14 protein-coding genes are annotated in these 17,388 nt (G+C 62.8%); 8 read left to right on the top strand and 6 right to left on the bottom strand.

Annotated features, from left to right (window positions below):
- The first annotated feature begins 16 nt into the window (after positions 1–16).
- A complete protein-coding gene (locus C4J83_RS26370) occupies positions 17–1,105 on the top strand; it encodes an endonuclease/exonuclease/phosphatase family protein (protein ID WP_124418521.1) in 1,089 nt (362 codons plus the stop codon).
- A 137-nt stretch (positions 1,106–1,242) separates the two neighbouring features.
- Here the strand turns inward: C4J83_RS26370 and hrpB are convergent, their stop codons facing one another.
- Entirely contained in the window at positions 1,243–3,750 is a 2,508-nt protein-coding gene (gene hrpB / locus C4J83_RS26375) for an ATP-dependent helicase HrpB (RefSeq protein ID WP_124418522.1), read from the bottom strand.
- Between the two features lie 254 nt (positions 3,751–4,004).
- On the opposite strand from hrpB, the gene C4J83_RS26385 reads away from it, so the two are divergent.
- The gene (locus C4J83_RS26385) at positions 4,005–4,424 is read left to right on the top strand and encodes a polyribonucleotide nucleotidyltransferase (protein WP_106579351.1); all 420 of its coding nucleotides are present in this window, start codon (positions 4,005–4,007) and stop codon (positions 4,422–4,424) included.
- A gap of 15 nt (positions 4,425–4,439) precedes the next feature.
- The gene (locus tag C4J83_RS26390; protein WP_106579352.1) at positions 4,440–5,333 is read left to right on the top strand and encodes a cation diffusion facilitator family transporter; all 894 of its coding nucleotides are present in this window, start codon (positions 4,440–4,442) and stop codon (positions 5,331–5,333) included.
- Here the strand turns inward: C4J83_RS26390 and C4J83_RS26395 are convergent.
- Entirely contained in the window at positions 5,330–6,424 is a 1,095-nt protein-coding gene (locus C4J83_RS26395) for a DUF6515 family protein (protein WP_106579353.1), read from the bottom strand. The two genes, C4J83_RS26390 and C4J83_RS26395, sit on opposite strands and share 4 nt — an antisense overlap.
- A 442-nt stretch (positions 6,425–6,866) precedes the next feature.
- Here C4J83_RS26395 and C4J83_RS26400 point away from each other — a divergent pair, with 442 nt between their 5' ends.
- Positions 6,867–7,346 (top strand): Lrp/AsnC family transcriptional regulator, encoded by a 480-nt coding sequence (locus C4J83_RS26400; protein WP_003194418.1) that lies wholly within the window; start codon positions 6,867–6,869, stop codon positions 7,344–7,346.
- A gap of 205 nt (positions 7,347–7,551) precedes the next feature.
- Positions 7,552–7,761, top strand: a complete 210-nt coding sequence (locus tag C4J83_RS26405; protein ID WP_007975837.1) for a DUF2788 domain-containing protein — start codon at positions 7,552–7,554, stop codon at positions 7,759–7,761.
- Here the strand turns inward: C4J83_RS26405 and C4J83_RS26410 are convergent.
- The 4 genes from C4J83_RS26410 to C4J83_RS26425 all read right to left on the bottom strand — a co-directional run bounded on the left by C4J83_RS26410 (position 7,756) and on the right by C4J83_RS26425 (position 14,228).
- The gene (locus C4J83_RS26410; protein WP_124418523.1) at positions 7,756–8,391 is read right to left on the bottom strand and encodes a pseudouridine synthase; all 636 of its coding nucleotides are present in this window, start codon (positions 8,389–8,391) and stop codon (positions 7,756–7,758) included. The two genes, C4J83_RS26405 and C4J83_RS26410, sit on opposite strands and share 6 nt — an antisense overlap.
- 71 nt (positions 8,392–8,462) lie before the next feature.
- Positions 8,463–9,935 (bottom strand): AMP nucleosidase, encoded by a 1,473-nt coding sequence (gene amn / locus C4J83_RS26415; RefSeq protein ID WP_164487962.1) that lies wholly within the window; start codon positions 9,933–9,935, stop codon positions 8,463–8,465.
- A 175-nt stretch (positions 9,936–10,110) separates the two neighbouring features.
- Positions 10,111–11,760, bottom strand: a complete 1,650-nt coding sequence (locus C4J83_RS26420; protein ID WP_119740916.1) for an acyl-CoA dehydrogenase family protein — start codon at positions 11,758–11,760, stop codon at positions 10,111–10,113.
- Between the two features lie 89 nt (positions 11,761–11,849).
- A complete protein-coding gene (locus C4J83_RS26425; RefSeq protein WP_124418524.1) occupies positions 11,850–14,228 on the bottom strand; it encodes a hybrid sensor histidine kinase/response regulator in 2,379 nt (792 codons plus the stop codon).
- 286 nt (positions 14,229–14,514) lie between these two features.
- On the opposite strand from C4J83_RS26425, the gene C4J83_RS26430 reads away from it, so the two are divergent.
- The 3 genes from C4J83_RS26430 to hemL are packed head-to-tail and all read left to right on the top strand — an operon-like array spanning position 14,515 to position 17,256.
- Complete coding sequence (locus C4J83_RS26430) at positions 14,515–15,312, top strand: hydroxymethylpyrimidine/phosphomethylpyrimidine kinase (RefSeq protein WP_124418525.1); 798 nt, start codon at positions 14,515–14,517, stop codon at positions 15,310–15,312.
- 19 nt (positions 15,313–15,331) lie between these two features.
- The gene (gene thiE / locus C4J83_RS26435; RefSeq protein WP_124418526.1) at positions 15,332–15,961 is read left to right on the top strand and encodes a thiamine phosphate synthase; all 630 of its coding nucleotides are present in this window, start codon (positions 15,332–15,334) and stop codon (positions 15,959–15,961) included.
- Positions 15,962–15,972: 11 nt separating this feature from the next.
- Entirely contained in the window at positions 15,973–17,256 is a 1,284-nt protein-coding gene (gene hemL, locus C4J83_RS26440) for a glutamate-1-semialdehyde 2,1-aminomutase (RefSeq protein WP_106579359.1), read from the top strand.
- The last annotated feature ends 132 nt before the right edge of the window (positions 17,257–17,388 follow it).

Below are 17,388 nucleotides of genomic sequence, written 5' to 3' on the forward strand. Positions count from 1 at the left end.
GCCATAAGCCGAGCCGATGACCCGTTTATTGCGCATCACCCTATTGAGCCTGCTGATTATCGCGGGCCTGCTCGCCGCCCTGATCTACAGCCTGACCTGGCGCCCCGTCGACAAACAAATCCTGCCCGTAAGCTGCGTCGCGCCGCGTGCGCCAACGCTGCTGCCCGGGCAGGCGCTGAAGGTCATGACCTGGAATGTGCAATACCTGGCGGGCAAAAACTATGTGTTCTGGTACGACACCGCCGACGGCAACGGCCCGGATGATCGCCCTACCGTGGAAGACATGGCCTCCAGCCTCGACGAAGTGGCGCGGGTGATCCGCGACGAACAACCCGACATCCTGCTGCTGCAGGAACTCGACGAAAACGCCAAGCCCTCCCATTACCAGGACCAGATCGCCCTGCTGCAGGAACGCCTGGTCGATCTCTACCCGTGCAGCGCCCAGGCCTTCGACTGGAAAGCCGACTTTGTGCCCAGCCTGCATATCTTCGGCAGCGTCGGCCGCAAGCTGGTGACGCTCAGTCGCTACCAGATCGAACACGCCGAACGCCTGCAACTGCCGGTGTCTCCGGCCAACTTCATCAGTCGCCAATTCCAACCCAAACCCGCCTTATTGTTGACCTACTTGCCGTTGAGCGATGGTGGCCAATTGGCCGTGCTCAACACCCGGCTGGACGGCGATAAGCCTGGGCGGTCGGCGGTGCAAGAGCAGGTAAAAGCCACGGTTAAGCTGCTGGACAAGTTCGAAGGCCGTGGCACGCCGTGGTTGATTGGTGGGGATTTCAACTTGCTGCCGCTGGGGCAATTCCTGCGCCTGGACGCGGGCAAGCGCGGGCAGTATTCGCCGGACAGCGAATTGCATTTGTTGTGGGATAAATACCCGATGATCCCCAGTAACAGCGAATCCAGCGGGATTGACCGGGCCAAGTGGCTTACGCACTTCCCCAATGACCCGAGTGTGGATGGGCCGGATCGGACCTTGGATTATTTGTTCTACAGCCCAAGGATCAAGCGGGTAGAGGCCAAAGTGCGGCAAGAAGACACACTGCGTATCTCCAACCACCTACCCGTGATCGCCCGGTTCCTGCTCCCCGCCGCGCAATAACCCACACTTAACACTCTGTGGAAAGCTGGCTTGCGTGGGAGCCGGCTTGCCTGCGATAGCATCACCGCGGTGAACCCGATAGACCGAGTCGTCTGTATCGCAGGCAAGCCAGCTCCCACATTTGATCTGCACACGACCTACTTGCGGGGTTTGATCCGGGCGGTGGGTTCGGCCACCAAGGGGTCGTCCGGCCAGTAATGCTTGGGGTATCTTCCTTTCAAATCCTTCTTCACTTCGGCGTAGGTACTGCGCCAGAAGTTCGCCAAGTCCTGCGTCACCTGCACCGGCCGGCGCGCCGGGGACAACAGGTGCAGCTTGACTGCCTGGCGCCCACCGGCAATGCGCGGCGTGTCCGCCAGCCCGAACAATTCCTGCAAGCGCACCGCCAGAATCGGCGGCTGCTCGCTGTAGTCCAAACGCACCGAGGAGCCCGAGGGCACCTTCACGTGCTGCGGCGCCAGCTCGTCCAGGCGCTGAGGCAGCGGCCAGGGCAACAGGTTGTGCAGGAAACTGGAAATATCCAGGTTGGCGAAGTGGCTCAGGCGCGAGACTTTGCCGAGGTAGGGCATCAACCAATGCTCCAGGCTGGCGAGCAAAGCCTTGTCGCTGATATCCGGCCATTCACTGGCTTTGCCGGCGTCCAGCTGACGCAGCAGCATGACGCGGGCCTGCCATTGGCGCAGTTCAGGCGTCCACGGTAACAATTCCAGGCCTTTGCGGCGCACGAGGTTGACCAACGCCTGGCTGCGCGCGGACTCGTCGAGGCCGGTCAGCGGTTCGCGGCTGAGCACCAGTTCGCCGACTTTGCGCTGACGCTCCGCGCGCAGCACGCCTTCGCGCTCGTCCCAATCGAGCTGGTCGACGTTGCGCACTTGCTCGGCAAGCACTGTGTCGAACAGCGCCGGATCGAAGTCGGCCGCGAGGTAGATGCGCTCTTCGCGCTGGCCCTGACGGCTGCCGAGGTCGGCGATCACCAGCCACGCTTGTTTCATCAGGCTGTCGGCCTCGGCGAACAGCGCGGCACGGCCATTGGCCAGGCGGTATTCGGCGCCGCCGGGGCGACGTTGCTGGGCGACGCGGTCCGGGTAGGCCAGCGCCAGCAAGGCGCCGAGCCAGCGCGGGTGATCGGGATCGGACACCGCCTGAGTCGCCTGGCCTCTTAAATAGCTGCGGTATTGCCGGGCGAGTTGCTTGGCGCGCTGCACGCCGCCCTGGGTACCTCGCGCACGCTCTTCGCCGGACATCAGCGCCAGCCGGCTGTGCAAATCGGCACCGGCGCCGCGCAAGATGTCACGCTCGCCCAACAGCGCGGCGACATCACACGCCGTGGCCGCGAGCCCCAGGTCCTGACCGCGCAGCAACAGGTGGGCGATACGCGGATGCGCGGGCAACTCGGCCATCTTCTGGCCATGGGCGGTGAGTTTGTCGTCGCTCAAGGCACCCAGACGCACGAGCAGATCCTGAGCCTGGGCATACGCGGCAGTCGGCGGCACATCCAGCCACACCAGTTGCGTGGGCGTGACGCCCCAACGCGCCAATTGCAAGGCCAGCCCGGCAAGGTCGGCGGCGAGGATTTCCGCGCTGCCATACGCCGCCAGGCCTTCATGCTGGTCTTCGGACCACAGCCGATAACACACGCCCGGCTCCAGGCGCCCTGCCCGGCCGGCACGCTGAGTGGCGCTGGCGCGGGAGATGCGCTGGGTGCCGAGGCGGGTCATGCCGCTGCCAGGGTCGAAACGCGGGACCCGCGCCAGCCCGGCGTCGATCACCACGCGCACGCCGTTGATGGTCAGGCTGGTCTCGGCGATGTTGGTGGCCAGTACTACTTTACGTTTGCCGACGGGCGCCGGGTCAATGGCGGCGCGTTGGGCGTTGAGGTCAAGCTCGCCATGCAGCGGGCACAGCAGCACATCCGGGCGATCACCCAAAGCGTCGGCCAGTTGTTGATTCACCCGGCGAATCTCGGCCTGCCCCGGCAGAAACACGAGAATGCTGCCGGTCTCGTCATGCACGGCCTCAAGGACGGTCTGCACCACGCGCGGCTCGATAAATTCACCGGCCTGGTACGGGCGGCCCCAGCGCATCTGCACCGGGAACATGCGCCCTTCGCTGCGCAGGATCGGCGCGTCATCCAGCAGGCCGGACAGGCGTTCGCCTTCGAGGGTGGCGGACATCAGCAGGATTTTCAGCGGTTGTTCGTCGCGAAACAGATCGCGGCCATTCAGGCTCAGCGCCAGCGCGAGGTCGGCGTCGAGGCTGCGCTCGTGGAATTCGTCAAAGATCAGCAGGCCCACGCCTTCCAGCGCCGGGTCGTCCTGCAAGCGGCGGGTGAGGATGCCTTCGGTGACCACTTCGATACGCGTAGTGGGCCCGACCTTGCTGTCGAGGCGGATGCGATAGCCGACGGTTTCGCCGACCTTTTCGCCCAGCTCGCTGGCCAAGCGTTCGGCGGCCGCACGCGCGGCCAGGCGTCGGGGTTCGAGCATCAGGATGGTCTGCCCGGCCAGCCATGGCTCGTTCAACAAGGCCAAGGGCACGCGGGTGGTTTTACCGGCGCCGGGCGGCGCTTCTAGCACGGCTTCATGGCGAATCGCCAAGGCGTCACGCAGGGCGGGTAAAACATCATCGATCGGCAACGAATTCATACTGGCTCCAAAGCAGAGCGGCGAGTATAACGGCGAACTGCCGGATGCCGGTGCTGGTCTCAACGAGACCGCCCAATCCCACGGGTAACGCGGTTAAGTGTGGGAGCGGGCTTGCTCGCGAAGGCGGTGTATCAGTCGACACATGTATTGACTGACACGCCGTCTTCGCGGGCAAGCCCGCTCCCACATTGGATAGTCGTCGTCCGGTAGATCTGGCTTATAGTTTCGTATCAACCGTGTTCAGGAGAGTTTTCATGCGTATCGCTTCCCGTGTCATCGGCGGTGTCCTCGCCGTCACCCTGCTGAGCCAACTGACCGCCTGCGGTTCGATTTTCTACCCGGACCGCCGTGGCCAGATCGACGGCAAGATCGACCCGGCGATTGCCGTGCTCGACGCCGTGGGCCTGCTGTTCTACGTGATCCCCGGCCTGATCGCATTCGGCGTGGACTTCGCCACCGGCGCGATTTACTTCGAGCCCGGCAAAACGGCTCAAGTCGCACCCGAGAAACTGCACGAAGCCATCGGCGCCGACGGCAAGGTCGATAACGCCAAGCTGCAAACCATCATCCAGAAGGAAACCGGCCGCACCCTGCCGCTGGATGACCCGCGCATGATCCAGTTCAAGGGCAGCGTGCAGCAACTCGCCTCCCTGGGCCTGCAGCCCGCCGCTTAAGGATTTGACCCGCTTATGACCAGCAGTCCCGAACACGCAAGGCTCTTGCGCCTGGCCACTCGCGCGTCGGTGGGCGTGGCCTGTGCGCTGATTATTACCAAGGCCATCGCCTGGTGGTTCAGTGGCTCGGTGAGCATGCTCGCCGGGTTGACCGACTCGCTGCTCGATGGCGTGACCTCGTTGCTGAACCTGCTGGCAGTGCATTACGCGCTGCGCCCGGCCGACGATGATCACCGTTACGGGCATGGCAAGGCGGAGTCGCTGTCGGGCATGGCCCAGGCGTTGTTTATCGCCGGCAGTGCGGTGCTGATCGCGTTCCAGGCGTACCAGCGTTTGCACCATCCGGAACCGGTCGGCGCGCCTTGGCTGAGCATCGGGGTCATCGTGTTTTCGCTGGTGATGACGGTCGCGCTGCTAATGCTGCAACACCGGGTGATCCGCGAAACAGGCTCCAACGCCGTGCGCGCGGACTCGCTGCACTACCGTTCGGACTTGATGCTCAATGGCAGCATTCTGGTGGCGTTGGTGTTGGCGGGGTTTGGCTTCAATCAGGTTGATGCGTGGTTCGGCCTGGGTATCGCCGCGTACATTTTGTGGAGCGCCATCCAGATCGCCCGCGAAAGCTTTGCGGTGTTGATGGACGAGGAACTGCCAGCCGAAGTGAGCCAGCACATGCTGGAACTCGCGCGCGGTGTGCCGGGCGTGTTGGGTGCGCATGATTTGCGCACACGGATTTCCGGCAGCCACTGGTTCGTGCAACTGCATCTGGAGTTGCCGGGGGAATTATCGTTGTCGGTTGCCCACGGCATCAGCGACCAGGCCGCCGATGCCATTCACAACGCCTACCCGCGCGCCGAAGTGCTGGTGCACGCCGACCCGCGGGAAGTGGTCACGGGCAATAAGGCTTAGTACTGCACCTGATACCCGCGACTGGTGAGGCAGTTGCCCTGGGCCTGGCGGTAGGTTTGCACCACCGCAGGGTCCGGGGCGTAGGTGACGGTCCGTGGGTCGAAACCGCTTTGTTGCACTGCCCAGCGATAACAGTCGTAGCCGTCCTGCTGCACTTGCGCCGGTGACTGGCCGTTGGCCGGGTAGGCCACCACGTCATAGCCATTGCCTTGCGGCGCAGGTTGCGGTGCCGGCACCTCTGTCGGCGGCTGCACCACCACGTACTGCTGGGTGGCGTTTTCGTAGGTGTAGTAAGAACCCGCTGCAAGGAAGAACAGCGCGCTTCCCACCCACACTTCGCGCGCATAGTCCGGCAGGTATTGCACGCGGATGCCGTACGGGGGCGTCACCACGACATAACGCGGGCCTTGCGGGCGATACCAGTAACCGCCGGAGAAGAAGTAATCCTGGCCACGGTAAGGCACGCGGTAGTTGCGGTCGGGAAACCGATCCACTGTATAGCCGGGGCGATATTGCGGGCCAGGGCCCCAACCATTGCCGTGCCCACTGGGACGACCCGGCCAGCGGTTGTCGTTGGGGTGGCCATTGTTGAAGCCGCCACCCGGGCGCCCGGGGCCATTGCCGGCCTGCCAATGCTGGTTGCCATCATTACGGCGCGGGATGTCCTGATAGTGACCCTGGCGCGGCTCCTGGGTTTGCCGAACCGTGTCCGGGCGCCCCTGAATCGGCAGGTTATTCGCGGGCTGCGGCGCCGGCCGAGGCTGTTCGGCACCTTGCGGGCGACCTTGCCATTGCCCACCGCCGTGCTGCTGTTGCTCGGCGCGATCAAAATGCTGGTTTTGCGGCCGAGGCTGGTTGTTCTCGACATGCGGGTTCTGCGGGCGCGGCTGGTTGATTTCGGGGCGCGGTTGATTGTTTTGCGGACGTGGTTGGTTATTTTGCGGTCGCGGCTGTTCGTTGCCTTGCCGTCCGCCTTCGGGACCTCTTTCATGCTGACCGCCCCCTTCAGAGCGCGGGTCGTCGGCCATCACGTGCGAGCCAACGGTCATCATCAGCAAACCTACACCTGCCATACGCCAGATGCGCTTCATGCTATTCCTCACTGCGGATAAGGGCCTAGAACGTCCGGCCTCATAGATGAGACTGGAAAAGCCTCGCCCGGTTCTGAGACAGGTTATCAGTCACGAGAAGTATTTTTTCGGGTAAAAACGCGCGCAAAGAAAAAGGGGTGACCCGTCGGCCACCCCTTGAGAATTTCGTCCGTGCTCAACGCTTTTGACGTTGGCTCACCTCACGCCGTCTTGTGGACAGTGTGCAGCCTGGAGGCCGGCTCAACCCTGCTGGGGCGGCGGCCGCAGCGGGCCTGATTGGGCGGGCTGCAGTGGACTGTTGTCCAGGCGGTGATTCTGTTGGTAATCATAGGCCCGCCGCGCCGACAGATGATTGCGAAGATTGCGTCAATAAACAGTGCTTGCGCAATTTTTAACCCTTCATAGATAATTCGCCGCAATAGTTACGACAAAGGCCAACCCAATGAGCAAGCTTGACCGATACGACCTGAGTATTTTGGCGGAATTGCAGCGCGACGCGAGGATCTCCAACCAGGAGTTGGCCGAGCGCATCGGCTTGTCGCCTTCGCCCTGCTCGCGCCGGGTCAAGCAGCTTGAGGACGATGGCTACATCGCGCGCCAGGTCGCCTTACTCGATCGCAAGATGCTCGGCCTGAGCCTCACGGCCTATGTGCTGATCGGCATGGACCGCCACACACCCGAGCGTTTCGAGAATTTCGAAGCGGCCATCCGCACCCTGCCGCAAGTGCTGGAATGCAGTTTGGTCACTGGCATGGATGCGGACTATCAGTTGAAAGTGGTGGTGCCGGACATGGATCACTACCAGAAACTGCTGCTGGGCCACCTGACCCGCATTGAAGGGGTGACCAGCGTGCGGTCGAGTTTTGTGCTTAACCAGGTACTCAACAGCACAGAATTGCCGCTGACCCACCTGCGTACCTGATCGCGAAATCAATGAAGATCCAATGTGGGAGCGGGCTTGCTCGCGAATGCGGTGGATCAGTTACCTATTCGTTAACTGACAGACCGCATTCGCGAGCAAGCCCGCTCCCACATTTGGATTGCACTTCGACTCAGGTCAATGTTGCGCCTGAAGCCCTGCTTTATACTTCCCGCCTGCCCTGCCGGAAAATGCTCACATGAACAACATCGACCCCGCCGTGTTTGAAGAATGGATGATGACCGGCCTGGTCACCATTCTGATCATTTTCATGGGCTTTATCGTTTGGGACCTGGCGAAGAAATCCAAAGCCGGGCGCTTTGGCTCGTTCATTCTGTTCTTCGTACTGGGCCTGGGCGTGGCCGCGTTCATCATCAAGAGCGTGGTGATCGGCCTGATCGAATCCGGCGCCTTATAAACGCGCCGGCACTTCCTTCCATTGGCCCTGATCCAGGCCGTCAATCGACCAATCCCCGATACGTACGCGCACCAAGCGCAAAGTCGGCAGGCCCACCGCTGCGGTCATGCGCCGCACCTGGCGGTTACGCCCTTCACGAATCACCAACTCCAACCAGTGCGTGGGCACGCTCTTGCGAAAACGCACCGGCGGATTGCGCGGCCACAACTCAGGCTCATCCAGCTGGCGCGCCTCGGCGGGCAAGGTCATGCCGTCGTTAAGCTCCACGCCGTCACGCAGGCGCTGCAATTGCTCTTCGGTCGGTTCGCCCTCGACTTGCACCCAGTAGGTTTTCGCCAGCTTGTGCTTGGGGTCGGCAATCCGGGCCTGCAGTTGACCATCGTTGGTCAGCAGCAGCAGGCCCTCGCTGTCACGGTCCAGGCGGCCAGCCGGGTAGATACCGGGGATGTCGATAAAATCCTTGAGGGTCGCGCGCCCGCCTTCGTCGCTGAACTGGGTCAGCACGTCGAAGGGTTTATTGAACAGGATCAACTTCGGCTCGGCCGGTGGTGCCTTGGCGACACGACGGGGAGCGCAATACGCAGGTTTCACGCCAGGGCGGCGCGAATCGGGACGGGTGGGACGGGACATGGCAAAGGAACATCTAACGGTCAGGACCGACAATGCTAGTGGCCTGACCGCTAAATGACCATCCCAACCGCTTAGCGGAACGGCGGCTCGTCGAAGCTGCGCAGTTTGCGCGAGTGCAGCGAGTTGAGTTCGGTGCGCAACAGGTCCACCGCCTCGATGCCGATCTTCAAGTGCTGGCTGACCGCACGCTCATAGAACGCGTTGGCCGAACCCGGCAGCTTGATCTCGCTGTGCAGCGGCTTGTCCGAGACGCACAGCAACGTGCCATACGGCACCCGCAGACGATAGCCCTGGGCGGCGATGGTGCCGCTTTCCATGTCCACGGCCACGGCGCGGGACAGGTTGATCAGCGGCCGTTCCTGGGCCCAACGCAGCTCCCAGTTGCGGTCGTCATAGGTCAACACGGTGCCGGTGCGCAGGCGCTTTTTCAGCTCTTCGCCTTTCTCGCCAGTGACGTTGGCCGCCGCTTGCTGCAGGGCCATCTGCACTTCGGCCAGGGCCGGGATCGGAATATTCGGCGGCACCACGCGGTCCAGAATCCCGTCGCGGCGCATGTAGGCGTGGGCCAGTACGTAATCGCCAATGGTCTGGGATTGGCGCAGACCGCCGCAGTGGCCGATCATCAGCCAGCAATGCGGGCGCAGCACGGCCAAATGATCGGTGATGTTCTTCGCATTCGATGGGCCAACGCCGATGTTCACCAGGGTCACGCCGTGGCCATCAGTGGCCTGCAGGTGATAGGCCGGCATCTGATAACGGTGCCAGACCACGCCCGCCGCAATGGCCGAGGCTTCGCCGTGGTCCATGCTCTTGTCGATGATCACGTTGCCCGGCAGCACCATGCGGATAAACCGCGGGTCACTGCGCAATTGCTCCAGGCCATGCAGGATGAACTGGTCAACATAGCGATGGTAGTTGGTCAGCAGGATCCATGGCTGCACATGGCGCCAGTCGCTGCCGGTGTAGTGCACCAGGCGGCGCAGGGAAAAGTCCACGCGGGCGGCATCGAACAGCGCCAGCGGCAGCGGGTCGGTGTTTTCCCAGTCGTATAGGCCATCGGCGATACCGTCGGTGGCCGCGGACAGGTCGGTGCTGGGGAACACCCGCGCCAGGGTTGCGGCAGTCACGCCGGAGCCGGCCAGTTCGTCGCCCTGCTCCACCACATACGGGTAAGGAATATTCTGTTGGCTCACGCCGACTTCTACCGTCACGGTGAAGTCGTGCATCAGCGGCACCAGTTGCTCCAGCAGGTACTTACGGAACGCGGCCGGATGGGTGACGGTGACGCTGTAGGTTCCCGGCAGCTGAACCTTGGCGTACGCCCGAGTAGTCTGTGGGACTTCGCCGTGGCAGTGGTAGGTCAGGCGCAGTTCTGGATAGCGAAACAACGCGCGTTGCGCGGCGTCGGGCTCGACGCGGTCCTTGAGGTATTGCTTGAGGGCTTGATTGAGCGCACCGGTAGCACGCTCGTGAAGAGCCGCCAGCCGATCCACGGCTTCTTCGGCGGTTTGAACGACAACAAAAGCTTCGGTCACGGTAAGCATCCTGTGTTCTGACTTGCAGGCCTTTATCTTGCCTGTATCCCAGCCTCACTGAAACAGTGGGATTGGAATGCGGTTAATAATGTGGGAGCGGGCTTGCTCGCGAATGCGGTGTATCAGTCACCTAATCAGTCACTGACAGACCGTATTCGCGCTCCCACATTTTGACCGCGTGTAGTCAGAGGGTTGGGGTTGAGCGGGTGACGATAGCTCCCACATCCACCCCACGCGGCAAGGTGCCATACACCCGACCGGACGACTCCCCCAAGCGGCTGGCAATAAAGCCATCACTGACCGCCGCGTTCCCGGCCTCCAGCAACAGTTTGGCCTGCAACGCCACGGCAATGTCCTCGGTCAATTGGCGCGCGCGGTACTGGATGTCCTGGGTGTCCATAAACGCCGACTTAAGCTGCTCGATATGCCGCGCCAGTTGCGTGTGGCCATGCCCGTCCCCGAGTTCGACAAACAGCGCCTCGAGCACGCCCGGTTCTTTCGACAGTGCCCGCAACACGTCCAGGCACTGCACATTGCCGGAACCTTCCCACGTTGAATTCACCGGCGCCTCACGGTACAAGCGCGGCAGGATGCTGTCCTCGACATACCCGGCACCGCCCATGCACTCGGCCGCCTCGTTGATCATTGCTGGCGCGCGCTTGCAGATCCAATACTTGCCCACTGCCGTCACCAGCCGGGCGAATTTGGCTTCCTGCTCGTTATCCAGATGGTCCAGCGCCCGGCCCATGCGCATGCTCAATGCCAGCGACGCCTCGCTTTCCAGGGCCAGGTCAGCCAATACGTTTTGCATCAGCGGCTGCTCACTCAACACACGGCCACCTACCAAGCGGTGCGCACAATGATGACTGGCCTGGGTCAACGCCTGACGCATCAGGGCGCTGGAGCCAACCATGCAGTCGAAGCGGGTCATGGCGACCATTTCGATAATGGTCGGCACGCCACGGCCCTCTTCGCCGATCATCCAGGCCAGCGCGCCACGAAACTCCACTTCGCTGGAGGCGTTGGAGCAGTTGCCGAGTTTGTTTTTCAGGCGCTGGATGTAGAACTCGTTGCGGGTGTCATCCGGGCGGTGCCGGGGCAGCAGGAAACAGGTCAAGCCTTTGTCGGTCTGCGCCAGCGTGAGGAACGCGTCACACATCGGCGCCGAGCAGAACCACTTGTGCCCCACCAGCTCGTAGGCTTGCCCTGGGCCGCCCGCGCCCACCGGATACGCGCGGGTGGTGTTGGCGCGCACGTCGGTGCCACCCTGCTTCTCGGTCATGGCCATGCCGATGGTGGCCCCGGCCTTGTGGGCGATGCCGACATTGCGCGGGTCGTATTCGGTGCTGAGGATTTTCGGCAGCCAGGTCTGCGCCAGATCCGGTTGCAGGCGCAGGGCCGGCACGCAGGCGAAGGTCATGGTCAGCGGGCAACCGGTGCCCGCTTCGGCCTGGCTGTGCAGGTAGGTCATGGCGGCGCGCGCCACGTGGGCGCCGGGTTGCGGGTGCGCCCACGGCAGCGACGGCAGGCCATGTTCGACGGCGGTGCGCATCAGCTCGTGGTACGCCGGATGAAACGCCACCCAGTCGATGCGATGGCCATAACGGTCATGGCTGTTGAACACCGGCTTGTTCTCGTTTGCCAGGAACCCGGCTGCCATCAACGGCCCGCCCGCCAGTGCGCCATACGCATCGATACGCGCATGGGCCCAGCCGGCGCCAAAGCGGCGCGACCAGTCTTGCAGGGGCACGTCAATGCGGTACAGGTTGGTGCCGTCCAGGGACGGTGGCTGATTGGTGACGTCGTGGGTTTCGGCGAACTGATGCAGGTTCATGACGGGCCTCCTGGAAAAAGGCCACGTGCAGTTGAGGCCTGAATTTCAGTTAAGCACCGTCACGGGGCTTAAAAAAGTGGCATACCCGCCTAATGTCCGGCGCTTTCGCCCTCTAACGGGCACAGCAGCCGACGCTCCAGCACCGCCTGCAGCGCTTCAAAACGCACAGGCTTGGCCAGCCGGTCCGTGATGCCAATGCCATGGCAGCGCTCGCGGTCCGTGCCATTGAGGGACGTCGTCAGGGCGATCACCGGCAGTTCGCCACACCCAGGCAGTGCACGGATCTGACAGCACAATGAGAACCCGCCTTCAGGCACATCCAGCAGCACCGCATCAAACGTTTCACTCTGCAACGTCGCCAGCGCAGACGAACCGTTGTCCACGGTTTTCACCCGATAGCCCAGCTTGAGCAGCATGCCACGCACCGCCAACTGGCCGACGCTGTTGTCGTCCACCAGCAGCACCGCGCACTCGTGGGGCGCGCGCTGCGTCAAGGTTTCCTGGGCCGTCGCTTTGGGTTCGGGAGGCACCGGGGTTACGGTCACCTCGAGTTGGAAACGGCTGCCCTTGCGCGGCTCCGAATGATGGGTCAGGCGCCCACCGAGCAGCTCGATCAGCTGTCGGCAGATCGCCAGGCCGATGCCCAGGCCGCCGTATTCGCGGGTGGTCGAGCCGTCGAGCTGGAAGAAGCGCTGATACAGCGTGGCCTCGTCGAGGAAAGCGAAGCCAATACCACTGTCGGTGACGATAAAGCTCAGGCGCAAGCTGCCATCGCTCTGTGGAACCCCAACCACACGCACGCGCACGGCGCCTTCGTGGGTGAACTTGAACGCGTTGTCGAGCAGGCAATCCAGGCACTGGATCAGTTTGTCGGCATCGCCGATCACGCGGTCCGGCAACTCGTCCGCCACGTCGATGGAGAATGCCAGGCCCTTGTTCTGGGCGCCGGTACTGAACTGTTGACGCAAGGTGTCGAGCGCGCCGCGCAGGCTGAACACCTGGGGTTGGGCGGTCAGGCGCCCGGCCTGCAGTTCGGTCAGAGTGAGAATGCCGTTGACCATGCGCATCATGTCCCGCGCCGAGCCGGCGGCGGTTTGCTGGTACTGCGCCAGGTCATCGTCCAGCGGCACGGTTTGCATCAGCTCAAGGGAGCCGATCACGCCGTTCATCGGGGTGCGCAGCTCATGGGTCAGGGTGGCGAGGAATTCGTCTTTCAGACGATTGCTGCGCGCGAGCTGCTGGTTGAGCACTTCGAGTTTCTGGCTGGCGTCGAACAGGATTTGCGCCTGCTGCTCACGCATGCCATTGATGCGGTCCGCCAGGGCCAACGAGAGCAGCGCCACCTCAATCGCAGAACCGAGCTGGCTTGCGTACATGGTGAGGAACATGTTGGGCAAGTAGCCCAACACCATCAGGGTGTTGACCACCCCGCCGAGCAGGAATGCCGACCAGGCGATGATGAAATACCGCGCCATGCGCTGGCCGCAATACCACGCCTTGATCGCAGCAACAAAGATGGTCACGGTAAACACCAGCGCCAGACCGGTAGCCAGGCGCAGGGCCACCGCATAGCTGGTCAGCAGCGCCAGCACCAGCACCACCGCGCCGCAGGTCGCCAGCGCCAGCAAGATCCGGTCGAGCCAGCGGCTGTGCTGCGCGGTGTGCAGGAAGCTGCGCGCAAACAGGCTGCCGAACAGCGCCGCCGACCCGATCAGGAACGGCACCGCCGCATTCGACCACCACGGGTTGTTCGGCCAGAAGTACTCCACGGCCACGCCATTGACCGACAGCTGGTACAGGCCGAACGAGGCGATATAAAGGATGTAATAGAGGTAGCTGGTGTCGCGCACGCTGAGGTAGATAAACAGGTTGTAGACCAGCATCCCCAGCAGTACGCCGTAGATGGCGCCCAGTACATACAGGCGCAGCGGCTGTTCTTCCAGGTAAGCGGTGCCGGCCCAGAGCGTCAACGGCGCCTGGATCGAGCCTTCGCTTTGCAGGCGCAGGTACACGGTTTGCTGCTGGTCGGGCACAAAGTTGAGCTTGAACAGGTAGTTGCTCTGGCGCACTTCACGGCTGGAAAAGGGCAGTGCACTGCCGGTGCGAGTGGTCAGTCGGTAGCCGCCGGTGCCGTCGTTCTGGTACAGGTCCAGGCGGTTCAGCGGCGGGTACGCCAGTTCCAGGAACCAGGTACGCGGCGCGCGCGGGTCAGTGGCGGTGTAATGCAGGTCGACCTTGAGCCAGAACACCGAGCGTGAATAGCCGGCATTGAGGGTGGCTTGGTCGTGGGTCTTGAACTGGGCGGCGTAGGCGGGGGAACTGACTTGGGCGATGGTGAGGGCGTCGGTAGGGTCTTCGAGTACTTGCATGACCCGGCCCAGCGGCAGGCTTCGAGTGCTCTGATTGAACTCGACGGCGCCGGCGAGCATTGGCAGCCCGCACAATAATAAGATCAGCAAATAGCGCATAGAGCCCCAGCGTGGCCTGTCCGGTTATGTCAAAAGCCCCCATTCCTTTTGAGAAGACGTATACCGGCGATACAGTAAGTTGTTTGGATCCACTCTAGCATAGCCGCTGGAGGCCATTAGACACCATTGAAATAATTTTTTGAAAGGCTCTAGAACGCGGCTTTCAACGGATTTATGCCGCAACGCTCGATAATGGCTATCAGCCACAATTACACCTGGACAGCGGCAAAATTCAACCATCGCCAGACAGCCACGCAAAAAGCGTTTGGTGGTAAGCTCGCGCACCATGAATATCTACAGCTCTCGCCCCGTTGTCCTCTGTCTCTCCGGCCATGACCCAAGTGGTGGCGCCGGCCTGCAGGCAGATATCGAAGCCCTGCTCGCTCAAGGCTGTCATGCGGCTCCCGCCGTCACCGCCCTGACCGTGCAGAACACCGTCAATGTCAGCGATTTCCGCGTGCTCGACCGCGAGTGGGTCCTGGCCCAGGCGAATGCCGTGCTCGGCGATTCCGAGGTGGCGGCGGTCAAGCTTGGCATGCTCGGCTCCACCGCGATGGTCGACACCGTGGTCGAACTGCTGCAGGCGCACCCGCACCTGCCGGTGGTGTGCGACCCGGTGCTGCGGGCCGGCGGCGGTGGCAGCCTGGGCAAGGACGAAGTCGGCTACGCCATGCGCGAGCGGCTGCTGCCGTTGTCGCTGATCGCCACGCCCAACTTGCCTGAAGCGCGCATCCTCGCCGAATTGCCTGAGGGCACCGCGGACGAATGCGCCGAGAAGCTGCTGCCGTTTATCAAGCACTTGCTGATCACCGGCGGCCACGGCGACGAGCATGAAGTGCACAATCGCCTGTACAGCCGCGACGGCACGCGCCAGACCTTTACCTGCCAGCGCCTGCCCGGCAGCTATCATGGTTCGGGCTGCACGCTGGCCAGCGCACTGGCTGGTCGCATCGCCCAGGGCGAAGGCCTGGTCAGCGCCGTGCAGTCAGCGCTCAACTACACGTGGCGTACCTTGCGTGACGCCGAACAACTCGGCCAGGGCCAGTTCGTGCCGCGCCGTTTGCCGCTGGATTTCTGCTCTTAAAGCACAAGAGGCCTGCCCGATGAAACTACGTGGCCTGTATGCCATTACCGACAGCCAACTGTTGGCCGGCAAATTTCTCGCCTACGTCGAAGCGGCATTGGACGGCGGTGTAACCCTGCTGCAGTACCGCGACAAAAGCAGCGATGAAGCCCGCCGCCTGCGAGAAGCGGAGAAACTGCGCGAGCTGTGCTCGCGCTACAAGACCCAGCTTATTATCAATGACGACGCCGAACTGGCCGCGCGCCTGGGCGTGGGCGTACACCTGGGCCAAACCGACGGCCCACTGACTCCGGCCCGAGCGTTGCTCGGTTCCAAAGCGATCATCGGCGCCACCTGCCACAGCCAGATCGAATTGGCCGAACAGGCCGCCAAAGAAGGCGCCAGCTACGTCGCCTTCGGCCGCTTCTTCAATTCCAACACCAAACCCGGCGCACCCGCCGCCACCGTTGAAATGCTGGCCCAGGCCCGCGCGCGCCTGCAACTGCCGATCTGCGTGATCGGCGGCGTCACCCTGGAAAACGCCGAACCGCTGGTGGCCCACGGCGCCGACCTGCTCGCCGTGGTGCACGGCCTGTTCGGTGCCGACAGCACCCAGGAAGTCACGCGCCGCGCGCGCACATTCAACGATCTTCTTAAAATTTCAGTTTAGAGAGCCCGACCATGTCCCGTTCCGAAACCCTGTTTGCCAATGCCCAGAAACACATTCCCGGCGGTGTGAACTCCCCCGTGCGTGCGTTCAAGAGCGTGGGCGGCACGCCGTTGTTCTTCAAGCATGCCGAAGGCGCCTACGTCACCGACGAAGATGACAAGCGCTACGTTGACTACGTGGGTTCCTGGGGCCCGATGATCCTCGGCCACAGCCACCCGGACGTGCTCGATGCGGTGCGCCAGCAGTTGCAACACGGCCTGTCCTACGGCGCCCCGACCGCCATGGAAACCGAAATGGCGGACTTGGTGTGCTCGATCGTGCCGTCGATGGAAATGGTGCGCATGGTCAGCTCCGGCACCGAGGCCACCATGAGCGCGATTCGCCTGGCCCGTGGTTTTACCGGCCGCGACAGCATCATCAAGTTCGAAGGCTGCTACCACGGCCACTCCGACAGCCTGCTGGTGAAAGCCGGTTCCGGCGCGCTGACGCAGGGCGTACCAAGCTCGGCCGGTGTACCGGCGGCCTTCGCCAAGCACACCCTGACCCTGCCGTTCAACGACATCGCCGCGGTCGAGCAGATGCTCAGTGAAGTGGGCCAAGAGGTGGCGTGCATCATCGTCGAGCCGGTCGCCGGCAACATGAACTGCGTACCGCCGGCGCCTGGTTTCCTTGAAGGCCTGCGCGAGCAGTGCGACAAGCACGGCGTAGTGCTGATTTTCGACGAAGTCATGACCGGGTTCCGTGTCGCCCTCGGTGGCGCCCAGGCTTACTACGGCGTCACGCCGGACCTGAGCACCTTCGGCAAGATCATTGGCGGCGGCATGCCGGTGGGTTGCTTCGGCGGCAAGCGCGACATCATGCAGCACATCGCGCCACTGGGCCCGGTGTACCAGGCGGGCACCTTGTCGGGTAACCCATTGGCGATGGCGGCCGGCCTGACCACCTTGCGCCTGATCAGCCGCCCGGGTTTTCACGCCGAGCTGACCGACTACACCACGCGCCTGCTCGATGGCCTGCAACAGCGCGCCGATGCTGCCGGCATCCCGTTCGTCACCACGCAAGCCGGCGGCATGTTCGGCCTGTACTTCAGCGGTGCCGACGATATCGTCACCTTCGATGACGTGATGGGCAGCGATGCCGACCTGTTCAAGCGCTTCTTCCACCTGATGCTGGAAGGCGGCGTTTACCTGGCACCGAGCGCCTTTGAAGCGGGCTTCACCTCGATCGCCCATGGCGATGCAGAGTTGAAATTGACCCTGGATGCTGCCGAGCGCGCCTTCGCGGCCCTGAAATAAGGGGCATATCAAGCTGACGTTGCCTTGGGTGACGACAGAATTTGCTACTTTGCTTACAGCGCTTTCCTGCATTTTTCGAGAAATCACCTGCAATCCGGCAGATAACTTGCCCACGCAGCAGAAAAACGAGTA

Origin of the sequence: Pseudomonas sp. LBUM920 (assembly GCF_003852315.1) — a bacterium.
Classification (GTDB): Bacteria; Pseudomonadota; Gammaproteobacteria; order Pseudomonadales; family Pseudomonadaceae; genus Aquipseudomonas.